The 16,002-nt window shown below is 64.0% G+C and carries 20 protein-coding genes; 12 read left to right on the top strand and 8 right to left on the bottom strand.

The window, feature by feature from the left end:
• On the top strand, nt 1-224 hold a 224-nt coding region (locus tag OB916_RS09785), incomplete at its 5' end, for a hypothetical protein (protein WP_315909107.1).
• Nucleotide 225: 1 nt separating this feature from the next.
• On the opposite strand, the gene OB916_RS09780 is transcribed toward OB916_RS09785, so the two are convergent.
• The 4 genes from OB916_RS09780 to OB916_RS09765 all read right to left on the bottom strand — a co-directional run bounded on the left by OB916_RS09780 (nt 226) and on the right by OB916_RS09765 (nt 3,806).
• Nucleotides 226-426: a hypothetical protein gene (locus OB916_RS09780; RefSeq protein ID WP_315909106.1), complete on the bottom strand. Its 201-nt coding sequence runs from the start codon at nt 424-426 to the stop codon at nt 226-228.
• Between the two features lie 182 nt (nt 427-608).
• Nucleotides 609-1,001 (bottom strand): DUF1667 domain-containing protein, encoded by a 393-nt coding sequence (locus tag OB916_RS09775; RefSeq protein WP_315909105.1) that lies wholly within the window; start codon nt 999-1,001, stop codon nt 609-611.
• The gene (locus OB916_RS09770) at nt 998-2,317 is read right to left on the bottom strand and encodes an NAD(P)/FAD-dependent oxidoreductase (RefSeq protein WP_315909104.1); all 1,320 of its coding nucleotides are present in this window, start codon (nt 2,315-2,317) and stop codon (nt 998-1,000) included. The genes OB916_RS09775 and OB916_RS09770 overlap by 4 nt, the downstream gene beginning before the upstream one ends.
• A complete protein-coding gene (locus OB916_RS09765) occupies nt 2,310-3,806 on the bottom strand; it encodes an NAD(P)/FAD-dependent oxidoreductase (RefSeq protein WP_315909103.1) in 1,497 nt (498 codons plus the stop codon). The genes OB916_RS09770 and OB916_RS09765 overlap by 8 nt, the downstream gene beginning before the upstream one ends.
• A gap of 468 nt (nt 3,807-4,274) precedes the next feature.
• On the opposite strand from OB916_RS09765, the gene OB916_RS09760 reads away from it, so the two are divergent.
• From OB916_RS09760 to OB916_RS09725, 8 genes are all read left to right on the top strand, one after another.
• Entirely contained in the window at nt 4,275-4,901 is a 627-nt protein-coding gene (locus OB916_RS09760) for a halocyanin domain-containing protein (protein WP_315909102.1), read from the top strand.
• Entirely contained in the window at nt 4,898-5,284 is a 387-nt protein-coding gene (locus OB916_RS09755) for a DUF7318 family protein (RefSeq protein WP_315909110.1), read from the top strand. The genes OB916_RS09760 and OB916_RS09755 overlap by 4 nt, the downstream gene beginning before the upstream one ends.
• A gap of 2 nt (nt 5,285-5,286) precedes the next feature.
• Nucleotides 5,287-6,153 (top strand): ubiquinol-cytochrome c reductase iron-sulfur subunit, encoded by an 867-nt coding sequence (locus OB916_RS09750; RefSeq protein WP_315909101.1) that lies wholly within the window; start codon nt 5,287-5,289, stop codon nt 6,151-6,153.
• A gap of 4 nt (nt 6,154-6,157) precedes the next feature.
• Nucleotides 6,158-6,961, top strand: a complete 804-nt coding sequence (locus tag OB916_RS09745) for a cytochrome b (protein ID WP_315909100.1) — start codon at nt 6,158-6,160, stop codon at nt 6,959-6,961.
• A 6-nt stretch (nt 6,962-6,967) separates the two neighbouring features.
• Nucleotides 6,968-7,735 (top strand): cytochrome bc complex cytochrome b subunit, encoded by a 768-nt coding sequence (locus OB916_RS09740; protein ID WP_315909099.1) that lies wholly within the window; start codon nt 6,968-6,970, stop codon nt 7,733-7,735.
• A 4-nt stretch (nt 7,736-7,739) separates the two neighbouring features.
• On the top strand, nt 7,740-8,123 hold the full coding sequence (locus OB916_RS09735) for a DUF7315 family membrane protein (RefSeq protein WP_315909098.1): 384 nt from the start codon (nt 7,740-7,742) through the stop codon (nt 8,121-8,123).
• Nucleotides 8,116-8,382 carry a DUF7314 family protein gene (locus OB916_RS09730; RefSeq protein ID WP_315909097.1) on the top strand — a complete coding sequence of 89 codons (267 nt, stop codon included), beginning with the start codon at nt 8,116-8,118 and terminating at the stop codon, nt 8,380-8,382. Before OB916_RS09735 ends, OB916_RS09730 begins: the two co-directional genes overlap by 8 nt.
• 66 nt (nt 8,383-8,448) lie before the next feature.
• Complete coding sequence (locus tag OB916_RS09725) at nt 8,449-8,766, top strand: PRC-barrel domain-containing protein (protein WP_315909096.1); 318 nt, start codon at nt 8,449-8,451, stop codon at nt 8,764-8,766.
• A gap of 9 nt (nt 8,767-8,775) precedes the next feature.
• Here the strand turns inward: OB916_RS09725 and OB916_RS09720 are convergent, their stop codons facing one another.
• Nucleotides 8,776-10,236: a DHH family phosphoesterase gene (locus OB916_RS09720; protein WP_315909095.1), complete on the bottom strand. Its 1,461-nt coding sequence runs from the start codon at nt 10,234-10,236 to the stop codon at nt 8,776-8,778.
• Between the two features lie 161 nt (nt 10,237-10,397).
• Between OB916_RS09720 and OB916_RS09715 the strand changes: the two genes are divergently transcribed.
• Together OB916_RS09715 and OB916_RS09710 are read left to right on the top strand one after the other, a co-directional pair.
• Nucleotides 10,398-10,916, top strand: coding sequence for a hypothetical protein (locus tag OB916_RS09715; RefSeq protein ID WP_315909094.1), 519 nt, complete (start codon nt 10,398-10,400; stop codon nt 10,914-10,916).
• Complete coding sequence (locus tag OB916_RS09710) at nt 10,913-11,635, top strand: RNA methyltransferase (protein WP_315909093.1); 723 nt, start codon at nt 10,913-10,915, stop codon at nt 11,633-11,635. The genes OB916_RS09715 and OB916_RS09710 overlap by 4 nt, the downstream gene beginning before the upstream one ends.
• 3 nt (nt 11,636-11,638) lie before the next feature.
• On the opposite strand, the gene OB916_RS09705 is transcribed toward OB916_RS09710, so the two are convergent.
• Together OB916_RS09705 and gatE are read right to left on the bottom strand one after the other, a co-directional pair.
• Nucleotides 11,639-12,049, bottom strand: a complete 411-nt coding sequence (locus tag OB916_RS09705) for a hypothetical protein (RefSeq protein WP_315909092.1) — start codon at nt 12,047-12,049, stop codon at nt 11,639-11,641.
• A gap of 1 nt (nt 12,050) precedes the next feature.
• The gene (gene gatE / locus OB916_RS09700) at nt 12,051-13,967 is read right to left on the bottom strand and encodes a Glu-tRNA(Gln) amidotransferase subunit GatE (protein WP_315909091.1); all 1,917 of its coding nucleotides are present in this window, start codon (nt 13,965-13,967) and stop codon (nt 12,051-12,053) included.
• A gap of 156 nt (nt 13,968-14,123) precedes the next feature.
• Here gatE and OB916_RS09695 point away from each other — a divergent pair, with 156 nt between their 5' ends.
• Nucleotides 14,124-14,393, top strand: a complete 270-nt coding sequence (locus OB916_RS09695) for a hypothetical protein (protein WP_315909090.1) — start codon at nt 14,124-14,126, stop codon at nt 14,391-14,393.
• Nucleotides 14,394-14,564: 171 nt separating this feature from the next.
• Here OB916_RS09695 and OB916_RS09690 read toward each other — a convergent pair whose 3' ends face one another.
• The gene (locus OB916_RS09690) at nt 14,565-15,971 is read right to left on the bottom strand and encodes a class II fumarate hydratase (protein ID WP_315909089.1); all 1,407 of its coding nucleotides are present in this window, start codon (nt 15,969-15,971) and stop codon (nt 14,565-14,567) included.
• Nucleotides 15,972-16,002: the final 31 nt, after the last annotated feature.

Here is a 16,002-nt window from a genome sequence, read left to right as displayed (position 1 = left end):
GCTTCGAAAACGTGTCCGCCGCAAACCCGGCGACGAAGCACTCAAAATCATCCTCGAAACCGCACTATGACGCCACCAACAATCGCTTACCCAAGAGCGTTCACAGAATAATCGAGGCGGATGTCACGGGGTCGTCCGAGACGGCTTGCCGTCTCGTGATGACGAGAGAGCTCTGCTCTCTCGAACCACTCGACCCCGAGGCAGTTGACACGAGTCCGGAGTGATCTACCGCGACGCGCTGTCGACAGACGCCCCCTCGTCGCTGGATCCAGGGGATTCGACGACCGGCTGGAGATACTCTTCGTAGCAATCTCGACAGATGTAACTGTCGATGACGCCGTCCTCTCCCTTCGTGTGGACGAGGACGTGGACGGTATCGGCGAACGGAACCTGCTCGCCACAGCTCCCGCAGGTCTCCAGCGCCATACCTAGCGGTTCGGTGACGAGTACCAAAGAACTTGCTCCGAGAATCGCGAGTTTACACTCACGTGATGTCGCTACGGCACCGTGCCACAGAAATTCGCAGACTGAGACGGGTTATTGTGCCGATTTACCGCTCTGACTGCCACATATCGGGCGGTCGGATACAAAATCCCTGTGAGGGTCGATCAGTCCGCCGCGACCGGTCCCTCCTCGGCAGCCGGCAGGTCTCGCGTCGCGACGATGGCGACGCCGGTGTCGCAGATGTTTTCGACGATCACGTCACCGAGTTCGACCGGGGCCTCGACCTCGACGGTGGCGAGTTCCTCGACGGCGGCCTCGAGTTTGCCTTTCGGGATCGGTTCGGCCGTCTTCACTGGCACGTACGGCAAGACGCCGCCCGTGACGCGCACCGTCGTCGGCAGCACTCTGGTCGGGTTGCGGAACTCCTCCCGGGCGTATTCTTCGCCCTGTATGCAGTCTGCACCCTCTAACGAGAGGATTTCGCCGTCCTCGACCTCCAGTTCGATATCACAGCCAATCGGGCACCTGATACACGTGATGCTGACGGTTTCGGTCATGCTTCCTCCCGTTGAACGACGTCCAGTTCGAGCCGTGGCTCGGGCAATTCCGCGAGGGTGTCGCTGTCGACGTTCAGCGTGACCATCTCGCCGGGCTCGGCCCGCCGTTCGAACGTCCGGGTCAGTTCCTCGCCGCCCGAGGAGAGCGTGACGAACACGTCTTCCATCGGCGCGTGGACGCGCATGTACAGCGGGATCTCCTCGCGATCGGGATCGATCGTCGAGATCCGGTCCGGGACGACGTAGCGCAGTTTCGCCGTGCTCTCGATCTCGATCGGCTCCTTGCGGGTCTCGACGCGATCCTGCAACGATCGGGCGGCACTGCGACCGGCGATCATGCTCTCCTCGGTGACCCAGTCGACCACGTCGTGGACGTGCAGGACGTTCCCGCAGGCGTAGATGTCCTCGACGTTCGTCTCGCGCGTCTCATCGACGATCGGCCCGCCGGTCACCGAGTGCAACTCGACGCCGGCGTCGACCGACAGTTCGTTCTCGGGGATCAACCCGACCGAGAGCAGTACGGTGTCACACTCGATCTCGTATTCGGTCCCGGGGATCGGTTCGAAGTCGTCGTCGACCTCCTGGACGGTGACGCCTTCGACGCGGTCGTTTCCGTGGATCTCCGTGATCGTCTGCTGGGTGCGAAGCGGGATGTCGAAGTCCTCCAGACACTGGACGACGTTGCGAGTTATCCCGCCCGTGTAGGGCATGATCTCGAGTACAGCCTCGACCTCGGCACCTTCGAGGTGCATGTGACGGGCCATGATGAGCCCGACGTCGCCGGAACCGAGGATGACGGCCTTCTCGCCGGGCAGTTTCCCCTCCATGTTGATCAACCGCTGGGCCGTCCCCGCGGTGAAGATGCCGGCCGGCCGCGAGCCGGGGATGTCCAGCGCGTCCCGGGTCCGCTCGCGACAGCCCATCGCGAGGATCACCTTCTCGGCGTCGATCTCGGTCACGCCGTCCTCGTCGTTGACGGCGTAGACGGTCCGGTCGTGGGTGACCTCAAGGACCATCGTGTCAAGCCGGATGTCGACGCCACGTTCGGCGACGTTCTCGATGAACTCCTGGGCGTACTCAGGCCCCGTCAACTCCTCCTCGAAATACTCCAAGCCGAAGCCGGGGTGGACACATTGCTGGAGGATGCCCCCGAGTTCGAAGTCGCGTTCGAGGATCACGATGTCGTCGACGCCTTCGTCGTAGGCGGCCTGTGCGGCCCCCAACCCGGCGGGACCGCCGCCGACCACGACCAGGTCGTGTTCCTCCCGGCGCATCGCGTCGACGTCGCTGGTGACCGCCTGCCGGCTTTCAGTCATCTGCGTTCACCTCCGAGCTCTCGTGGGACTTCTCCAGCAGTGGCTGTTTGATCTCGTCGGTCAGCAGCTCCGATCCTTCTTCCTCGAGTTTGACTTCTGTCATGGGGATGTCGAGTTCCTCCGAGAGGATTTCGATGACGCGCGGGCCACAGAACCCGCCCTGACACCGGCCGGCACCGGGCCTGACCCGACGCTTGATCGCGTTGACGGTCTGTGCAGGGACGGGCTGGTTGATCGCGTCTCGAATCTCGCCTTCCGTGACGGTCTCACACCGACAGATGATCTGTCCGTAGCGGGCATCCTCCTCGATTAGCCCCGCGCGTTCCTCGTGGCTCATGTGCCGGACCTTCGGCGGACCGCTGTAGTTGGGGTCGAACGCCGGGTCCTCCTCGAGGTCGCCGCGGAGTTCCTCGACGAGATCGACGACCAGTTCGGCGGTCGCCGGTGCCGAGGCCAGTCCTGGGGACTGGATCCCGGCGGCGTTGATGAACCCTGGCACCTCCTCTTCGATCTGGATCCGGAAATCGCCGGTCTCTTTGATCGCCGGCCGCAGCCCGGCGAACTCCTTGATGACGTCTTTCTTCGTCAGGTCCGGAACCGTCTTCTGTGCGCCGTTGAGCACCTTGTCCAGCCCCTGCCGGGTCGTCGCCTTGTCGCGCTTGTCGTCGATCTCCTGGGCGTTGGGACCGATCAGCAGGTTACCCTCGTCGGTCGGCGTCACGACGATTCCCTTCGTGACCTCGGTCGGAACGGGAAAAATAGTCGTGTCGATGTCGATGTCGAACTGCTTGTCGTAGAGATAGTACTCCCCGCGCCGAGGCGTGATCTCGAAGTCGTCGACGCCGACCATCTTCGAGACCTCGTCGGCGTACAGCCCGGCCGCGTTGATCACGATCTCGGCGTCGATCTCGCCTTTCGCGGTCTCGACGGTGAACCCGTCGTCCGTCTTCGTGATGTCGGTCACTTCGGCTTCGAGTTCGACGCTCGCGCCGTTCTCGACGGCGTTGTTGGCGAACCCGACCGTCAACTCGAAGGGATTGACGATCCCGGCAGTCGGCGCCCACAGCGCGGCGACGGCGTCGTCGGTCAGATGTGGCTCCTTCTCGAGCAGCGCCTCGCGCTCGAGGATCTCCAGCCCGTCGACGTCGTTTCGCTGTCCTTTTTCGAGCAACTCTTCGAGCTTCGGCCGTTCGCTTTCGTCGGTCGCGACGACCAGGGCCCCGCGCCACTCGATGGGGACGTCGAGTTCATGCTGGATTCGCTCGTGATATAGTTCGTTGCCTCTGACGTTCAGCCGCCCCTTCTGCTTGTCCGGGTCGGCGTTGAACCCAGCGTGGATCAGCGCCGTATTGGACTTGCTCGTCCCGGTGCAGACGTCTGGCGATTTTTCGACCAGAACGACGTCGAGCCTGTACCGTGAGAGTTCCCGTGCGATGGCCGTCCCGGTTACTCCACCGCCGACGACCAACACGTCTGTTTCTGATTGCATGATGTATTCTCCGAGCGACACTCTGGCAGAGCGGTTGTCGCCTCCCATCGCAGCGATGCCATCCAGATCGCCGGAGTGTCGCCTCCGATGGTAGTATGATACGGATCGTAAATTCTTTATCGACGATTCCCAAAAGCCAGTAAACAATAGGCATGGGCTGGGAGCCCTCCGTATAGCGACGTATCGGAATAGCTGAGGGCACAGATCGACTTCAAAAGGGTGTCCAACCGGCCGTCCTGCCGAGATTTTTGCACGATTCTATGGGGGAATTTTCCTGAAGTTGGTCGTGTAAAAGGCGTCTCATGCCTATATAAGTCGTGTGAGATTCGTTACCGTTGGACCTTCTCCCCTGATATTTGGGACTGATATACAAAGGGTATATATATTCGGTTGAGTTGCCGTCCCATTTTCCCCATATATCGGGGGTTTCGGTGGGTTTATACAAAACAGGTGCCCAGAGTGTGGTACATGCACAGGCGGGACTTTCTCCGGACGGCCGGCGGTGCGGCCGGCGGGGCAGGCGCACTCGCGGCCAGCGGGTCGGCGACAGCCCAGGCGGCCGAGCAGCCTGATTACGGCGGTTATCTCAGTGGCGCGAACGGCTTCGACGGGTCGACGGTCGACCTGCGCGGGCAGGATGCGGTGACGATCGCCGTCGGTGCCGGCAGCAGCGGGTACACGTTCGACCCTGCCGCGGTCTGGGTCGATCCCGGGACGACCATCGTCTGGGAGTGGACCGGTGAGGGCGGCGCGCACAACGTTGTCGGCGAGAACACCGACTTCACGTCCGGGGATACGATCGACCAGGAAGGCTACACCTACGAACGGACCTTCGAGGAGTCGGGGATCGTCACCTACTACTGCAATCCACACCAGGACCTCGGAATGCTCGGGGCGATCGCCGTCGGCGACGACGTCCCCACCGTCGAGGTCGAAGCCGGCGGCGGTGCCCAGAGTCCCGAAGAGATGGGCGTGCCCTTCCAGCCGCATTTCGTGGGCATCGCGACGCTTCTGATGCTCGGCATGACGTTCGTCTACACGTTCTTCTTCCTGAAGTACGGTGAATCGGCACACACCAGCGGGGGGCGAAACTGATGTCCTCGGGTAGTACCTACGGCGACATTCACCGCTACGAACAGCCCCGGGAGAGTCCGGCGGCGGCGCTGGCGATCGTCCTGCTGACGATCGTCGAGATCGTCTTCGTCGGGTTGTTCACCTGGGGGCTGCTCAACGGCTGGGGCCTCTCCGGCGAAGGAAACATGTTCCTTGGCGGGATTCTCGGTGTCATCTTCATCGACCTGTCGTTCATCCTGCTTCTGTACCGCAAGGAGTTCCTGCCGGACGTGATGATCGTCAAGAAGCGCCGGCGCAAGTGGGAGGACCTGTACGTCCGCGAGGAGGACGTCGACGGAACCTCCGTGACTGACGGCGCTCTCGAGAACGCCAAGCGCGCACTCTACCCGTACTACAAACGATAACCATGTCCGCAGACGAAGACAAGTATCCGAGTGAATCGGGACGACGGCGGTTCGTGAAAGGCGTCGTCGGCAGCGCCGCCCTCGGCTCGGTCGCGACCGGGACCGCGGCGACCATCGAGATGGCGACCTCGGCCGCCGGTGCCGGCGGCGGTATCACGGAGTACTTCGCCATCGAGAACACGGACGGCCCGGCGCCACGCGGCATGCCGATTGTCCCCATTGAGATCCGAAACGACAACGAGATCCACGGCGTCTGGCCCGAACCTGAGACCCGGACTATTCAGGGTCAGGAGGTGACCGTCGCCGAGACGGATATAGGCGGGACGACCTACAGCACGACCTGGTATCAGTACTGTGGCGTCCAGACCTACGAGGGGATCCAGCCCGACGCCGACCAGGACAACGCGTTCCGGTCAACGGGTGGCACCTACGACTGGCAGGACGACGTCGACGACGGGTCAGTGATGACGCTGGATATGTTCGACGACTATGAACAGTGGGGCAACGGGATCGGCCGGGACGGGCTCGGGAAACCGGCGGTGGCGAACTGGCGTTCCGAGGGCGACGTCCAGACGATTCCCGTCCAGGTCCTGCGAAGCCCCGAAGTGAGCAAGATGATCGACGGAGAGGGCAAGTACAGCTCGCTGTCGGGCGATACGCGAAGCTTCCTGGAAGCGGCGACACAGGACGACGTCATGGCCTGGCTCAACAAGTGCACGCACTTCTGCTGTGTACCGGGATTCAAAGCTTTCGGCGGTAGCGCCCGTTTCGGCGGCGAAGACTCCGTCTACTGCCAGTGCCACCAGTCGATCTACGATCCGTTCAGCCCGGTGAAACGGACCTTTACCGCACTGCCGCGGTCAGAGTGATACCATGAGCCTCGAACGCAAAGACGACCACGACCACGGCGCCTGGCTGGAGAGTCGCGACGACCTCTCGCACATCGAGACCGCCTACCTGACGGTGCTGATGTGGCTCGACAAGCGGCTTCGCATCGTCGACTACCTCGAACTGCTCGAGGACCTCTACTACAAGGTCAACATGCAGATGCCAAAGAGCCACACCGAGCAGTACGGCCTGGACAACAAGTTCTGGTACTGGTATCCGCTCTACGCGCTCGGGTCGTTCTCGACGCTGGCGTACGTCGTCGCGGCCATCTCCGGCGCGCTGCTCGGCTTCTACTACACGCCCGGTGCCGGAGCCAGCGAGACGTCCTCGCTGGCCTACCAGCAGATCGAGTTCATCATGCTGGAGCTGAACTTCGGGTACTTCCTGCGGAGCTTGCACCGCTGGTCTGCACAGGTGATGGTCGCAGCCGTGTTCCTGCACATGCTGCGGGTGTACTTCACCGGGGCCTACAAGGAACCGCGCGAGCTGAACTGGCTGCTCGGGATCGTGCTGATCAGCCTGACGATGGTCTTCGGATACACCGGCTACCTGCTCCCGTGGGACCAACTGGCGTTCTGGGCCGGCCAGATCGGCGTCGAGATGAGCCTCTCGATCCCGCTGATCGGCGAGTGGGTCGCCCAGTTGCTGTTCGGCGGCTTCACGCCGAACCCGGCGACGCTACAGCGGATGTATATCCTGCACGTGTTCTTCTTGCCCTTCATCGTGACGGCGCTGATCGCCATCCACATCGGCATCGTCTGGATGCAGGGGATCGCGGAACCACACTGATCAGCCATGACTGACGACACTGACACGACCGACGAACGCACCGACGGCGGGGAAACGGGCATCGTTCCCCCGGACGACGAGACGCCGGCCTGGAGCGAGCGCAAGGCGCGCAAACAGGGCCTCTCGCGTCTGACGTACGAGTATTTCGAGCGCGCTCGTCGTGAGGACCAGGATCTGCGCCAGCAGTCCAGCTACGTCGAGCGGGACGTGCTGGGCTTTCCGGCCTGGCCCCACGAGATGGTCCGCAACCTCGCGCTGACGAGCTTCTTCGTCGGGATGATCATCATCCTCTCGGCGACGCTGCCACCACACATCGACGCGCCGGCCAACCCCAGTAGCACCCCGGAGGTCATCCTGCCGGACTGGTATCTCTACTGGTCCTTTGGCCTGCTCAAACTCGGCTTCCTCAACCCCGAGCTATCGCTTCTGGGCGGAGAGAAGCTGATGACCGACCGGACCTACGGCGTCCTCGCGAACCTCGTCGTCGTGGGGATCGTCGCCATCGTCCCCTTCCTGAACAAGGGAAGCGCCCGCAGACCGGTCGAGCAGCCGTTCTGGGCCTCGGTCGGCGTCGCCGGCGTGGTCTTCTCGTTCACCATCGCCGTCCTCTCGATCAAGAACCTCGTGCCGATCGAAGAGGGGCTGTTGAACGACCTCACCTTCCTGTTGCCGATCGTCGCCGGGTTCATCAGCTACGCCGTGCTGAAATCGATGCGCGAAGGCTACATGTTCAACCTCAACCGCCGGTACTACCGGCTCAGACCGCCCAAGTAAACACATGAGTAACGATACGCAACCGCCACGCACGCCCGACGGATCGGTCGTCGTCCCGATGCGCGTCTACAAGGGAATTACCGTCTTCTCGACGCTCGTCGCGACGGCGCTGGTCGTGTTCGGCTTCTTCATGTTCGATGCGGCCACCCGGCTCGACAACCCGATCCGCGAGGCTGCCGTCTGGGCGGTCGGACTTACTGGCTGGACGCCCGCTGTTGGCACCGTTAACGTCGCGTTCGGCCTGCTCGGGATCGGCGTACTCCTGCTCGGAGCGGGATCGTACGTCCTCGGCACCCGCTTCAAGACCGCCGAGATGGTCGAAAGCGAGGATTCGACTGACAGTGACACAACCACGATGGACTCACAGGAGGAACACAACGATGGCTGACGAATTCGCGAAAGGGTTCGGTATCCTAATGACGGCAGGACTGGGCTGGATGATCATCGCCGGCTGGTATCAGACGCACGGTTTCGAAGAGACACAGCTGTTCGGCGAACGCCCGTCCGATCCGGGCGTCTACGCGGAGATCGCACTGACTGTCGGTGACGCGCTGTTCTGGTTCGCCATCTTCGGCGCGCTGACGTTCTGGATTGTTATCCCGGCCGGGCGCAAGCTCCGCGCGGAGATCGAGTCCCGGTCTGCCTGACCACCGGCAGCACGACGCACCGGCCACCCATCAAGAGTTAAGGCCCCACATCCCGAGACACCGAATATGACTGTCGACAGAGAGACCCCTCCGTCGGAGATCACGACGCTGGTCGGTCGCGAGGTCTACTCGAACAATGGCGTTTTCGTGGGCGAGGTTGAGGATCTGCGGCTCGATCTCGCAGCCGAAAGTGTCACCGGGCTGGCGCTGCACCAGCTCAACCAGGAACTGTTCGATCAGGAGATCAATCAGGCGCGCGGCGTCATCGTTCCGTACCGGTGGGTGCAGGCGGTCGGAGACATCGTTATCGTCAACGACATCGTCGAGCGACTCAACCGCCCCGGCGAGGGCTCCGGCGAGTCGGACGACGAGGTCGTTGCCTGATCGCGGTCGTTAGCTTCCGTTCGAACCGTCGCTGCTGCTTTCGACGCCCATCGCCTCGAACAGCTTCGTCTTGACGGCCTCTTCGGTCAGCGAGAGCAGCAGGTCGCGGTTGTCCTCGGTCGATTCGATCCCCGTGAAGATACCCAGCGGGATCTCGACGCTGGCGTCGGTCGAGTGGCCGGCCGCGTCGCCGATATCGGAGAAGGCGTCGCCGAGGACGTTCCCGATGTTCAGCCGAATGTCCTTCGAGCGCGCGGCGAGATAGATCGTGTCGTCGACGATCCCGAAGACAGCCGTCGTCGTGATCCCTTCGAGATTGAGCAGTTGCTGGGCGGCCTGGGTCAACGCCTCGCGGTCGCGGATGAAGCCCGCGTTCGAGATCAGGTGACTCCCCCGGACGTCGCGGTTGCGGATCGCCTCGGCGAGTACGTCCAGCGTCTCGGGACTCATCGACGGCGATTCGACCTGCTCGAGCGTGTCGTGATCGGCAAACGGATACAGATACGCCGCCGCAGTGAGATCGGCTGGTGTCGTATCCCGCTTGAAATCGAGCGTTTCAGCGCGGATGCCGTACAGTAGCGCGGTCGCGACTTCCTGGCTGAGATTCAGGTCGAACTCCTGGACGTACTTCGTGAGGATCGTCGAGGTGGCCGAGACGTTCGGACGAATGTCCGAGAAGTCGGCCTCGATCTCGGCTTCCGGCTCGAGGTGATCGATGACGATGTCGACGACCGTGTCGGGCATCGGTTCCGTATCGCCGGTTTTGGAGTAATCGACCAGCGCGACGGTATCGTACTCCCCGAAATCGACCTCCTTGCGGGAGACGAGTTCGATCCCGAGCAGGTTGACGAACGCCCGGTTCTCGTGATGGCCGATCTCGCCCTCGTAGACGATGTCGGCGTCGATGTTTCGATGTTCGGCGATCGCCTGCAACGCCGCAGCGCTGGCGATCGAGTCGGGGTCCGGGCCGCGATGGATCAGGATGGCGAGTCGCGACTCGGTGCCGTCGATGAGCGCCGCCAGTTGCTCGGCCCGGTGTTCGAGCTCCCCCGTCTCCAGCGAGCGCAGCGCCGAATCGGCGATGACCGCCGAGGGATTGATGACGACGTCGGCCCCCAGCTCGGTCAGTTCGTCCGCAGAGACCGGGTCCGACGCCCTGGCGACGATGAAGTGGTCGGCGTCGGCGTCCCTGAGCGTCTCCGTGGCCGCCTTGTTCGCCTCGACGTCCGACGAGAGGATCAACACTGCATCGCGCCCCTCGACGTGACCGACGATCTCCTGGTCTCTGATGTCGCTGACCTGCGCGTTGAGATCCTGGTCACGGAGCGCCTCGACCCGCCCCTCGTCCTTGTCGAGGATCAGTACGTCTTTGCCCTCCCCGACGAGTTCCTCGGCGACCGCGTGTCCCACGCTTCCACAGCCAAGGATGGCATACGAGGACATCGACGCCATCGTAGTCCCGGTGCTCATGGTACCTCGTTCGTGGGCGTCGAGGCTCTTATAATCAGGACTTTCGTCTCACGAGCGACAACGAGGGGTGATTCGACCGAAGGCGAAGACGCGAGCGATGACGGGAGTACGGCTCGTCCCGTGGCACGCGGTTTTTACCCACCGCTCTCTAACCGTTCGACATGGGCAAGGTCAGTATCGGGTTGCGGGGCTGGCGCTTCGACGAAGAGGACGTCTTCGATTCGAACGGATCGATCAAACCGCTCGCGGAGATGCCGCCGGAGCCTCGCCAGCGCGTCTCGCGGCTCACGGCCATCATCGGCAACGCCTGCGACGCCTGCATGCTCGTCGAGGACGACGAACGCCACTGCAACGTCGCGCTCGCGGTCTACGGCGAGCCGATGAACGAGGTCCTGCTCTGTGATGAGCACGAACCGGACTTCCTCTACTGGTTCCGCGAGGAGGGCGGTACCGAATACGCCGGCAGTGCAGCGATGAAAGACCGGTTCCTCACGTGGTTCGCCGACGGCGGACGCGCCCCGGACGACTACGCCGGGATCGAACACGTCGACTCCGAGCCGGACGCGCTCCCCGACGCGGCGGTCGCCGGCGAGATCCCCTCGCTGGAAGAGGAACTCGAAGCAATGGACGAGGGCGAGCGAGAAGCGCTCGACGTGGACTTGAGCGACATCGATATATGATCAGTGTCGCTGTCGTCGACGCTCAGACGCCGGGCAACGTCGGGACGATCGCCCGCGCGATGAAGAACTTCGGCCTCGACGAGCTGCTGCTGGTCGATCCGCCCGAGTTAGATCCGGACGGCGAGGCCTACGGGTTTGCGGGCCAGGCCCGCGAAGACATCCTCCCGAACGCACGGGAGGTCTCCTTGGAGTATCTAACCGACAACTACCACACGGTCGGCTGCACGGCGATCACCAACGAGGACGCCCGCAAGCACGTCCGGTATCCCTTCAAGACGCCGCGGGAACTGGCCGACAGCCTGGCCGATGTCCGGGCCGACACCTGCCTCGTGTTCGGCCGCGAGCGGGTCGGGCTCACCAACGAGGAGATCGCCGAACTCGACGAAGTGTGCTCGATTCCGGCGGCCGAGGACTATCCCGTGTTGAACCTCGGCCAGGCCGCGACGATCGTCCTCTACGAGATGCGCTCGCTCACTCTCGAATCGACGCAACTTCCCGACCCGACCCACGACCGGGCGAGCGAACGCGAGATCGAAGGGCTACACGGCCAGTTCGAATCGTTCCTCGAAGCGATCGACCATCCCGAGGAGAAACGCGACAAGGCCGGCCGGCTCTTCCGACGGCTGATCGGGCGCGCCCACCCGACCGACCGGGAAGCCGTCACGCTCAGGGGGATCTTCCGGCGCGCCCAGCGACGGATCGATAGCCGCGACGAGTAACAGCTACCGGACGACGCGAGTCTCGCGGACGTCTTCGATCAGATCCGCCAGTACGTGAGCGTACAGCGTCACGCCTGTCACCAGCCCCAGATCGGGCTCGACCCACCAGGTCAGCGGGACGGCGATCCCGACGATCACGACGTGGCTCAGCAGGCGCTCGAGCCGTTCGAGGTCGTGCTCGCGGAAGATGGACTGCTGATCGGCTAGCGCCGCAACCGGGTTCGTGAGGACGTACCGTAGCGCTCGCCAGTCGCCGGTGTTGTACCGGGCCCACAGGAAGTGATCGAGGTCGACGAGCACGCCGATTGCGGTCGCGTAGCCGACGACGAAGGCCGGATGGACGACGGTGACGCCGGCGGCGACGAGCGCGATCCCGAGTGCGAGCGAGATCGCACCGTGGGCTTTCGAGTACACGCTACGCTCGCTTCTGGATCTCCTCGCGAAGCACGTCGCTCACGAGGTCGCCGTCGGCCTTGCCGCGCAACGCACCCATGCACTCGCCCATCAGCCCGGAGAACGCGCCCATGCCCTCTTCTTCGACCTGCTCGGCGTTGCGTTCGACGACCTCGACGACGGCCTCCCGGACCTCGTCCTCGGCGACGCCGCCCAGGTCCTCCTGTTCGACGGCTTCCTCGGCGGACAGCGAGGGGTTCTCGGCCAGCGCCGTCAGCAGATCCTCCAGCCCCTCGTTCGGCACGCCGCCGTTCTCGACCAGCAGGAGTGCGTCCTCGATGTGCTCGTCAGTCAGGTTCTCGACCGGCACGGCGTCGCGCCGGAGTGCCGTCAGCGTCGATTCGACCGTGTCGGCGGCCAGCGTCGGATCGACGCCCGCCTCGACGACCCGCTCGAACAGCGGCATGTCCTCGCCGTAGGCGACCTGCTCGGCGAGTCCGGCGTCGAGGTCGAACTCCGCCTGGTAGCGATCGACCTTCTCGGTCAGGAGTTCGGGCGTCTCGACCTCGCTGGCGTCGGGCTCGACTGGCGGCACGTCCGTCTCGGGGTACATCCGCGCCGCCCCCGGGAGCGGCCGGAGGTACCGCGAGGTCGCGTCCTCGTTTGCGTCCCGGGTCTCCTCGGGGACGCCCTCGAGCGCCGTCTCGGCCCGTTCGGCGACGGCCTCGATCGCCAGTTCGGCCGTCTCCGGATCGTCCGCGACGATCGCGACGGCGTCGCCCGCTCGCGGCTCATCGCCGCTCGCGCTATCCGAGGCGCTTCGCGCCTCGCGGGCGTCGACGGCCTCGCGCAGCGCCTCGACCTCCGCCTCGGTGACGCCGTAGGCGGGGAGTTCGTCCGTGTGGAAGATCCCGCCCGCGCCGTGGCGCTTGGCGTGATCGGAGAACTCCGTCCCGAGGCGGCGATCGGGCTGGATCTCCCGGCCGACGAGCCCGTCGAAGCCCTTCAGGCGGACGGCCCGGACCACACCACCGGACGTGAGTGCGCTCTGGATCACTCCCGAATCAGTGTCCTCGAAGACGTCGGTCACGTCCCGTGGTTCGCCGACGGCGGCCTCCCGTTCGTCGAGTTCCGCGGCGATCTCCAGCAGTTCGACCTGCCGGCGCACCTCGTTGCGCACGATGTCGTCGATGTCGTCCAGACTCTGGACGCCTTTTAGCTCGACGCGAGCGCCCTCGGCGATCGAGACGTTGACGTCCTGTCGGATCGTGCCCAGGCCGCGCTTGACCTTCCCGGTCGAGCGCAACAGCATGCCGATCCGCTCGGCGGCTTCCCGAGCCTGTTCGGGCGAGCGGATGTCGGGGTCGGTGCCGATCTCGACTAGGGGAATGCCGAGCCGATCCAGCGAGTAGCGGACTCCCGAGTCGGTCTCCTCGACGCGCTGGGCACTTTCCTCTTCGAGCATGAGGTCCTCGACGCCGACGGGGCCCTCGTCGGTCTCGATCTCGCCGTCGCCCGCGACCAGCATCGTGCGCTGGAATCCCGAGGTGTTCGAGCCGTCGATGACGAGTTTGCGCATCGGGTGGACCTGATCGACCGGCTCCATGTCCAGCAACTGGGCGATCTCCAGCGCCACAGTCATGGCCTCATCGTCGACCCGGTGGGGCGGTTCGTCGTCTTCCTCGACGAGACACGTCGAGTCGTAGGCCAGGTACTCGAACTCCCGCTCCACGCGGCTCTCCTCGAGGGCGGCCTCATCGAGTTCGCCCAGCTCGCTCCGGGTCGGGTGGAGATAGCGGGTCAGTCGGCGGGTCGATTCCTCGGGCTCGCGCAACTCGGTCGGGCACGCACAGAAGAGCTTCGTCGCCGTGTCGAGTTGCTGGTGGATCTCCAGACCGGCCACCAGCCCCAGATCGTCGTAGTCGAACTGCTCGGTCATTGGCGGTAGCTGGGAGGGCACGAACAAAAAGCACACCGTCTCGCTGTGGCCGCAACGCTGCCTGCGCAGCCGTCGTTACCGCGGGTGAACAGAAACCTGATACATACTACCACTATAAGTCAGTTCAGAATCAACAATCAGTCGATAGCGTGTGAGATGAGCTCATACGACCCACCTGAAGAAGACGAAAGCACGTCGAGTTACGATCCAGGGGTCAAAGAGCGGGAGGTCACTGACAAGCGCGAATTCAAGGACCTCCTCCTGGAAGCTGATCGGATCGATTACATCGTGTATGGGGTGCTGTTGGGGATCCCTGCCGGCATACTGACGACGATTCTCGTCTGGCATTTCATCCCGGGGTTTTCAGAAACTGCCGAAGCACTTCTCCGCTGGCTTCTGGACGTCGTCTCGGCCGCGTGGGCGTGAGATTGCTGACCGTTACCGCGTGGGCGTGAGACTGCTGACCGTTACCGCGTGGGCGTGAGACTGCTGACCGTTACCGCGTGGGCGTAAGATTCCCGATCGTTAGGCCCTGAGACTGCCGATACTGCACTGGGGCACATCTGCCCCCGGCGTTTACCCCGCCGCGCGGGACGACTAGTCGTCGCCGAGGATTCCCGGCTCGGTCATCTTCGCCGGATCGAGCACCTCATCGACCTCGTCCTCGTCGAGATAGCCCTCCTCGAGGACGACCTCGCGGATCGTCTTGTCCTCAGCGAGGGCCTGCTTGGCGACCTTGCTGGCCTTGTCGTAGCCGATCGCGGGATTCAGGGCGGTCGCCAGCGCCATCGACTGCTGGACGCGCTGCTCGCAGTGCGTGCGGTCGGCCTCCAGCTTCGCGACGAACTTCGTGGCGAAGGTCCCGGAGACGTTCGCGAGCAGTTGCGCCGACTGCAGGAAGTTGTACGCGATCACCGGCTTGTAGAGGTTGAGATCGATCTGCCCGTTGGCCGCGCCCGTCGAGACCGCGGCGTCGTTGCCGACGACCTGTGCGTAGACCTGGTTGACCGACTCGGCGACGACCGGGTTGATCTTCCCGGGCATGATCGACGAGCCGGGCTGGTTCTCGGGCTGATCGATCTCGCCGAGACCGTTTCGCGGTCCCGAGGCCAAAAGCCGCAGGTCGTTTGCGATCTTGTGTAGCGAACCCGTCACCGTCCGAAGCGCGCCGTGGGCCTCGCTCATCGCGTCGTGGGCGGCCTGGGCCTCGAAGTGGTTGTCGGCCTCGCGGAAGGGCAACAGTGACCCCTCGCTGATGTACTCGGCGGCCAGTTCCGGGAACTCCGGATGGGTGTTCAGGCCGGTCCCGACGGCCGTCCCGCCGAGCGCGAGTTCCGCGAGCCGATCGGTCGAGTCCTCGACGCGAGCGATCCCCTTCTCGACCTGCGCCCGGTAGCCCGAGAACTCCTGGCCCAGCCGGACCGGCGTCGCGTCCTGCAGGTGGGTTCGGCCGGTTTTGACCACGTCGTCGAACTCTTTCTCTTTGGCTTGCAGTTCCTCGCGGAGCGTCTCCAGCCCGGGAATGACGTCCCGCTCGACGGCCTCCAGGGCGGCGACGTGCATCGCCGTCGGGATCACGTCGTTGCTCGACTGCCCGAAGTTGACGTGGTCGTTGGGGTGGATCTCCCGCGTGCCGACCTCTCCGCCGTAGATCTCGGTCGCGCGGTTGGCGATCACCTCGTTTGCGTTCATGTTCGTCGAGGTGCCGCTACCCGTCTGGAAGATATCGACCGGGAACTGGTCGTCGTGCTCGCCGGCGATGACCTCGTCGGCGGCGTCGATGATGGGGTCGGCCTTCTCTTCCGGGATCGTTCCCAGATCGCGGTTGGCCTGCGCAGCGGCTTTCTTGACGATCCCGAGCGCGCGCACGAAGCGCCGCCCGAAGCGCGCGTCGCTGATCGGGAAGTTCTCGACGGCGCGCTGGGTCTGGGCCCCCCAGTAGGCGTCGGCCGGCACCTGCATCTCGCCGAGGCTGTCGGATTCAGTTCGGTATTCGTCCGCCATACCCACACGCACTCTCGGAAGTAACAAAACA

The sequence above is a fragment of the Halapricum hydrolyticum genome, from assembly GCF_025517535.1.
GTDB lineage: Archaea > Halobacteriota > Halobacteria > Halobacteriales > Haloarculaceae > Halapricum > Halapricum hydrolyticum.
Note: the sequence above shows the minus strand (reverse complement) of the source record. Positions and strands in the feature narration are given on the sequence as shown.

Excerpts from the sequence above, each read along its gene's own strand:
- OB916_RS09780 (WP_315909106.1), bottom strand. The coding sequence starts at position 426 with ATGGCGCTGGAGACCTGCGGGAGCTGTGGCGAGCAGGTTCCGTTCGCC.
- OB916_RS09775 (WP_315909105.1), bottom strand. The coding sequence starts at position 1,001 with ATGACCGAAACCGTCAGCATCACGTGTATCAGGTGCCCGATTGGCTGT.
- OB916_RS09770 (WP_315909104.1), bottom strand. The coding sequence starts at position 2,317 with ATGACTGAAAGCCGGCAGGCGGTCACCAGCGACGTCGACGCGATGCGC.
- OB916_RS09765 (WP_315909103.1), bottom strand. The coding sequence starts at position 3,806 with ATGCAATCAGAAACAGACGTGTTGGTCGTCGGCGGTGGAGTAACCGGG.
- OB916_RS09760 (WP_315909102.1), top strand. The coding sequence starts at position 4,275 with ATGCACAGGCGGGACTTTCTCCGGACGGCCGGCGGTGCGGCCGGCGGG.
- OB916_RS09750 (WP_315909101.1), top strand. The coding sequence starts at position 5,287 with ATGTCCGCAGACGAAGACAAGTATCCGAGTGAATCGGGACGACGGCGG.
- OB916_RS09745 (WP_315909100.1), top strand. The coding sequence starts at position 6,158 with ATGAGCCTCGAACGCAAAGACGACCACGACCACGGCGCCTGGCTGGAG.
- OB916_RS09740 (WP_315909099.1), top strand. The coding sequence starts at position 6,968 with ATGACTGACGACACTGACACGACCGACGAACGCACCGACGGCGGGGAA.
- OB916_RS09735 (WP_315909098.1), top strand. The coding sequence starts at position 7,740 with ATGAGTAACGATACGCAACCGCCACGCACGCCCGACGGATCGGTCGTC.
- OB916_RS09730 (WP_315909097.1), top strand. The coding sequence starts at position 8,116 with ATGGCTGACGAATTCGCGAAAGGGTTCGGTATCCTAATGACGGCAGGA.
- OB916_RS09725 (WP_315909096.1), top strand. The coding sequence starts at position 8,449 with ATGACTGTCGACAGAGAGACCCCTCCGTCGGAGATCACGACGCTGGTC.
- OB916_RS09720 (WP_315909095.1), bottom strand. The coding sequence starts at position 10,236 with ATGAGCACCGGGACTACGATGGCGTCGATGTCCTCGTATGCCATCCTT.
- OB916_RS09715 (WP_315909094.1), top strand. The coding sequence starts at position 10,398 with ATGGGCAAGGTCAGTATCGGGTTGCGGGGCTGGCGCTTCGACGAAGAG.
- OB916_RS09710 (WP_315909093.1), top strand. The coding sequence starts at position 10,913 with ATGATCAGTGTCGCTGTCGTCGACGCTCAGACGCCGGGCAACGTCGGG.
- gatE (WP_315909091.1), bottom strand. The coding sequence starts at position 13,967 with ATGACCGAGCAGTTCGACTACGACGATCTGGGGCTGGTGGCCGGTCTG.
- OB916_RS09695 (WP_315909090.1), top strand. The coding sequence starts at position 14,124 with ATGAGCTCATACGACCCACCTGAAGAAGACGAAAGCACGTCGAGTTAC.
- OB916_RS09690 (WP_315909089.1), bottom strand. The coding sequence starts at position 15,971 with ATGGCGGACGAATACCGAACTGAATCCGACAGCCTCGGCGAGATGCAG.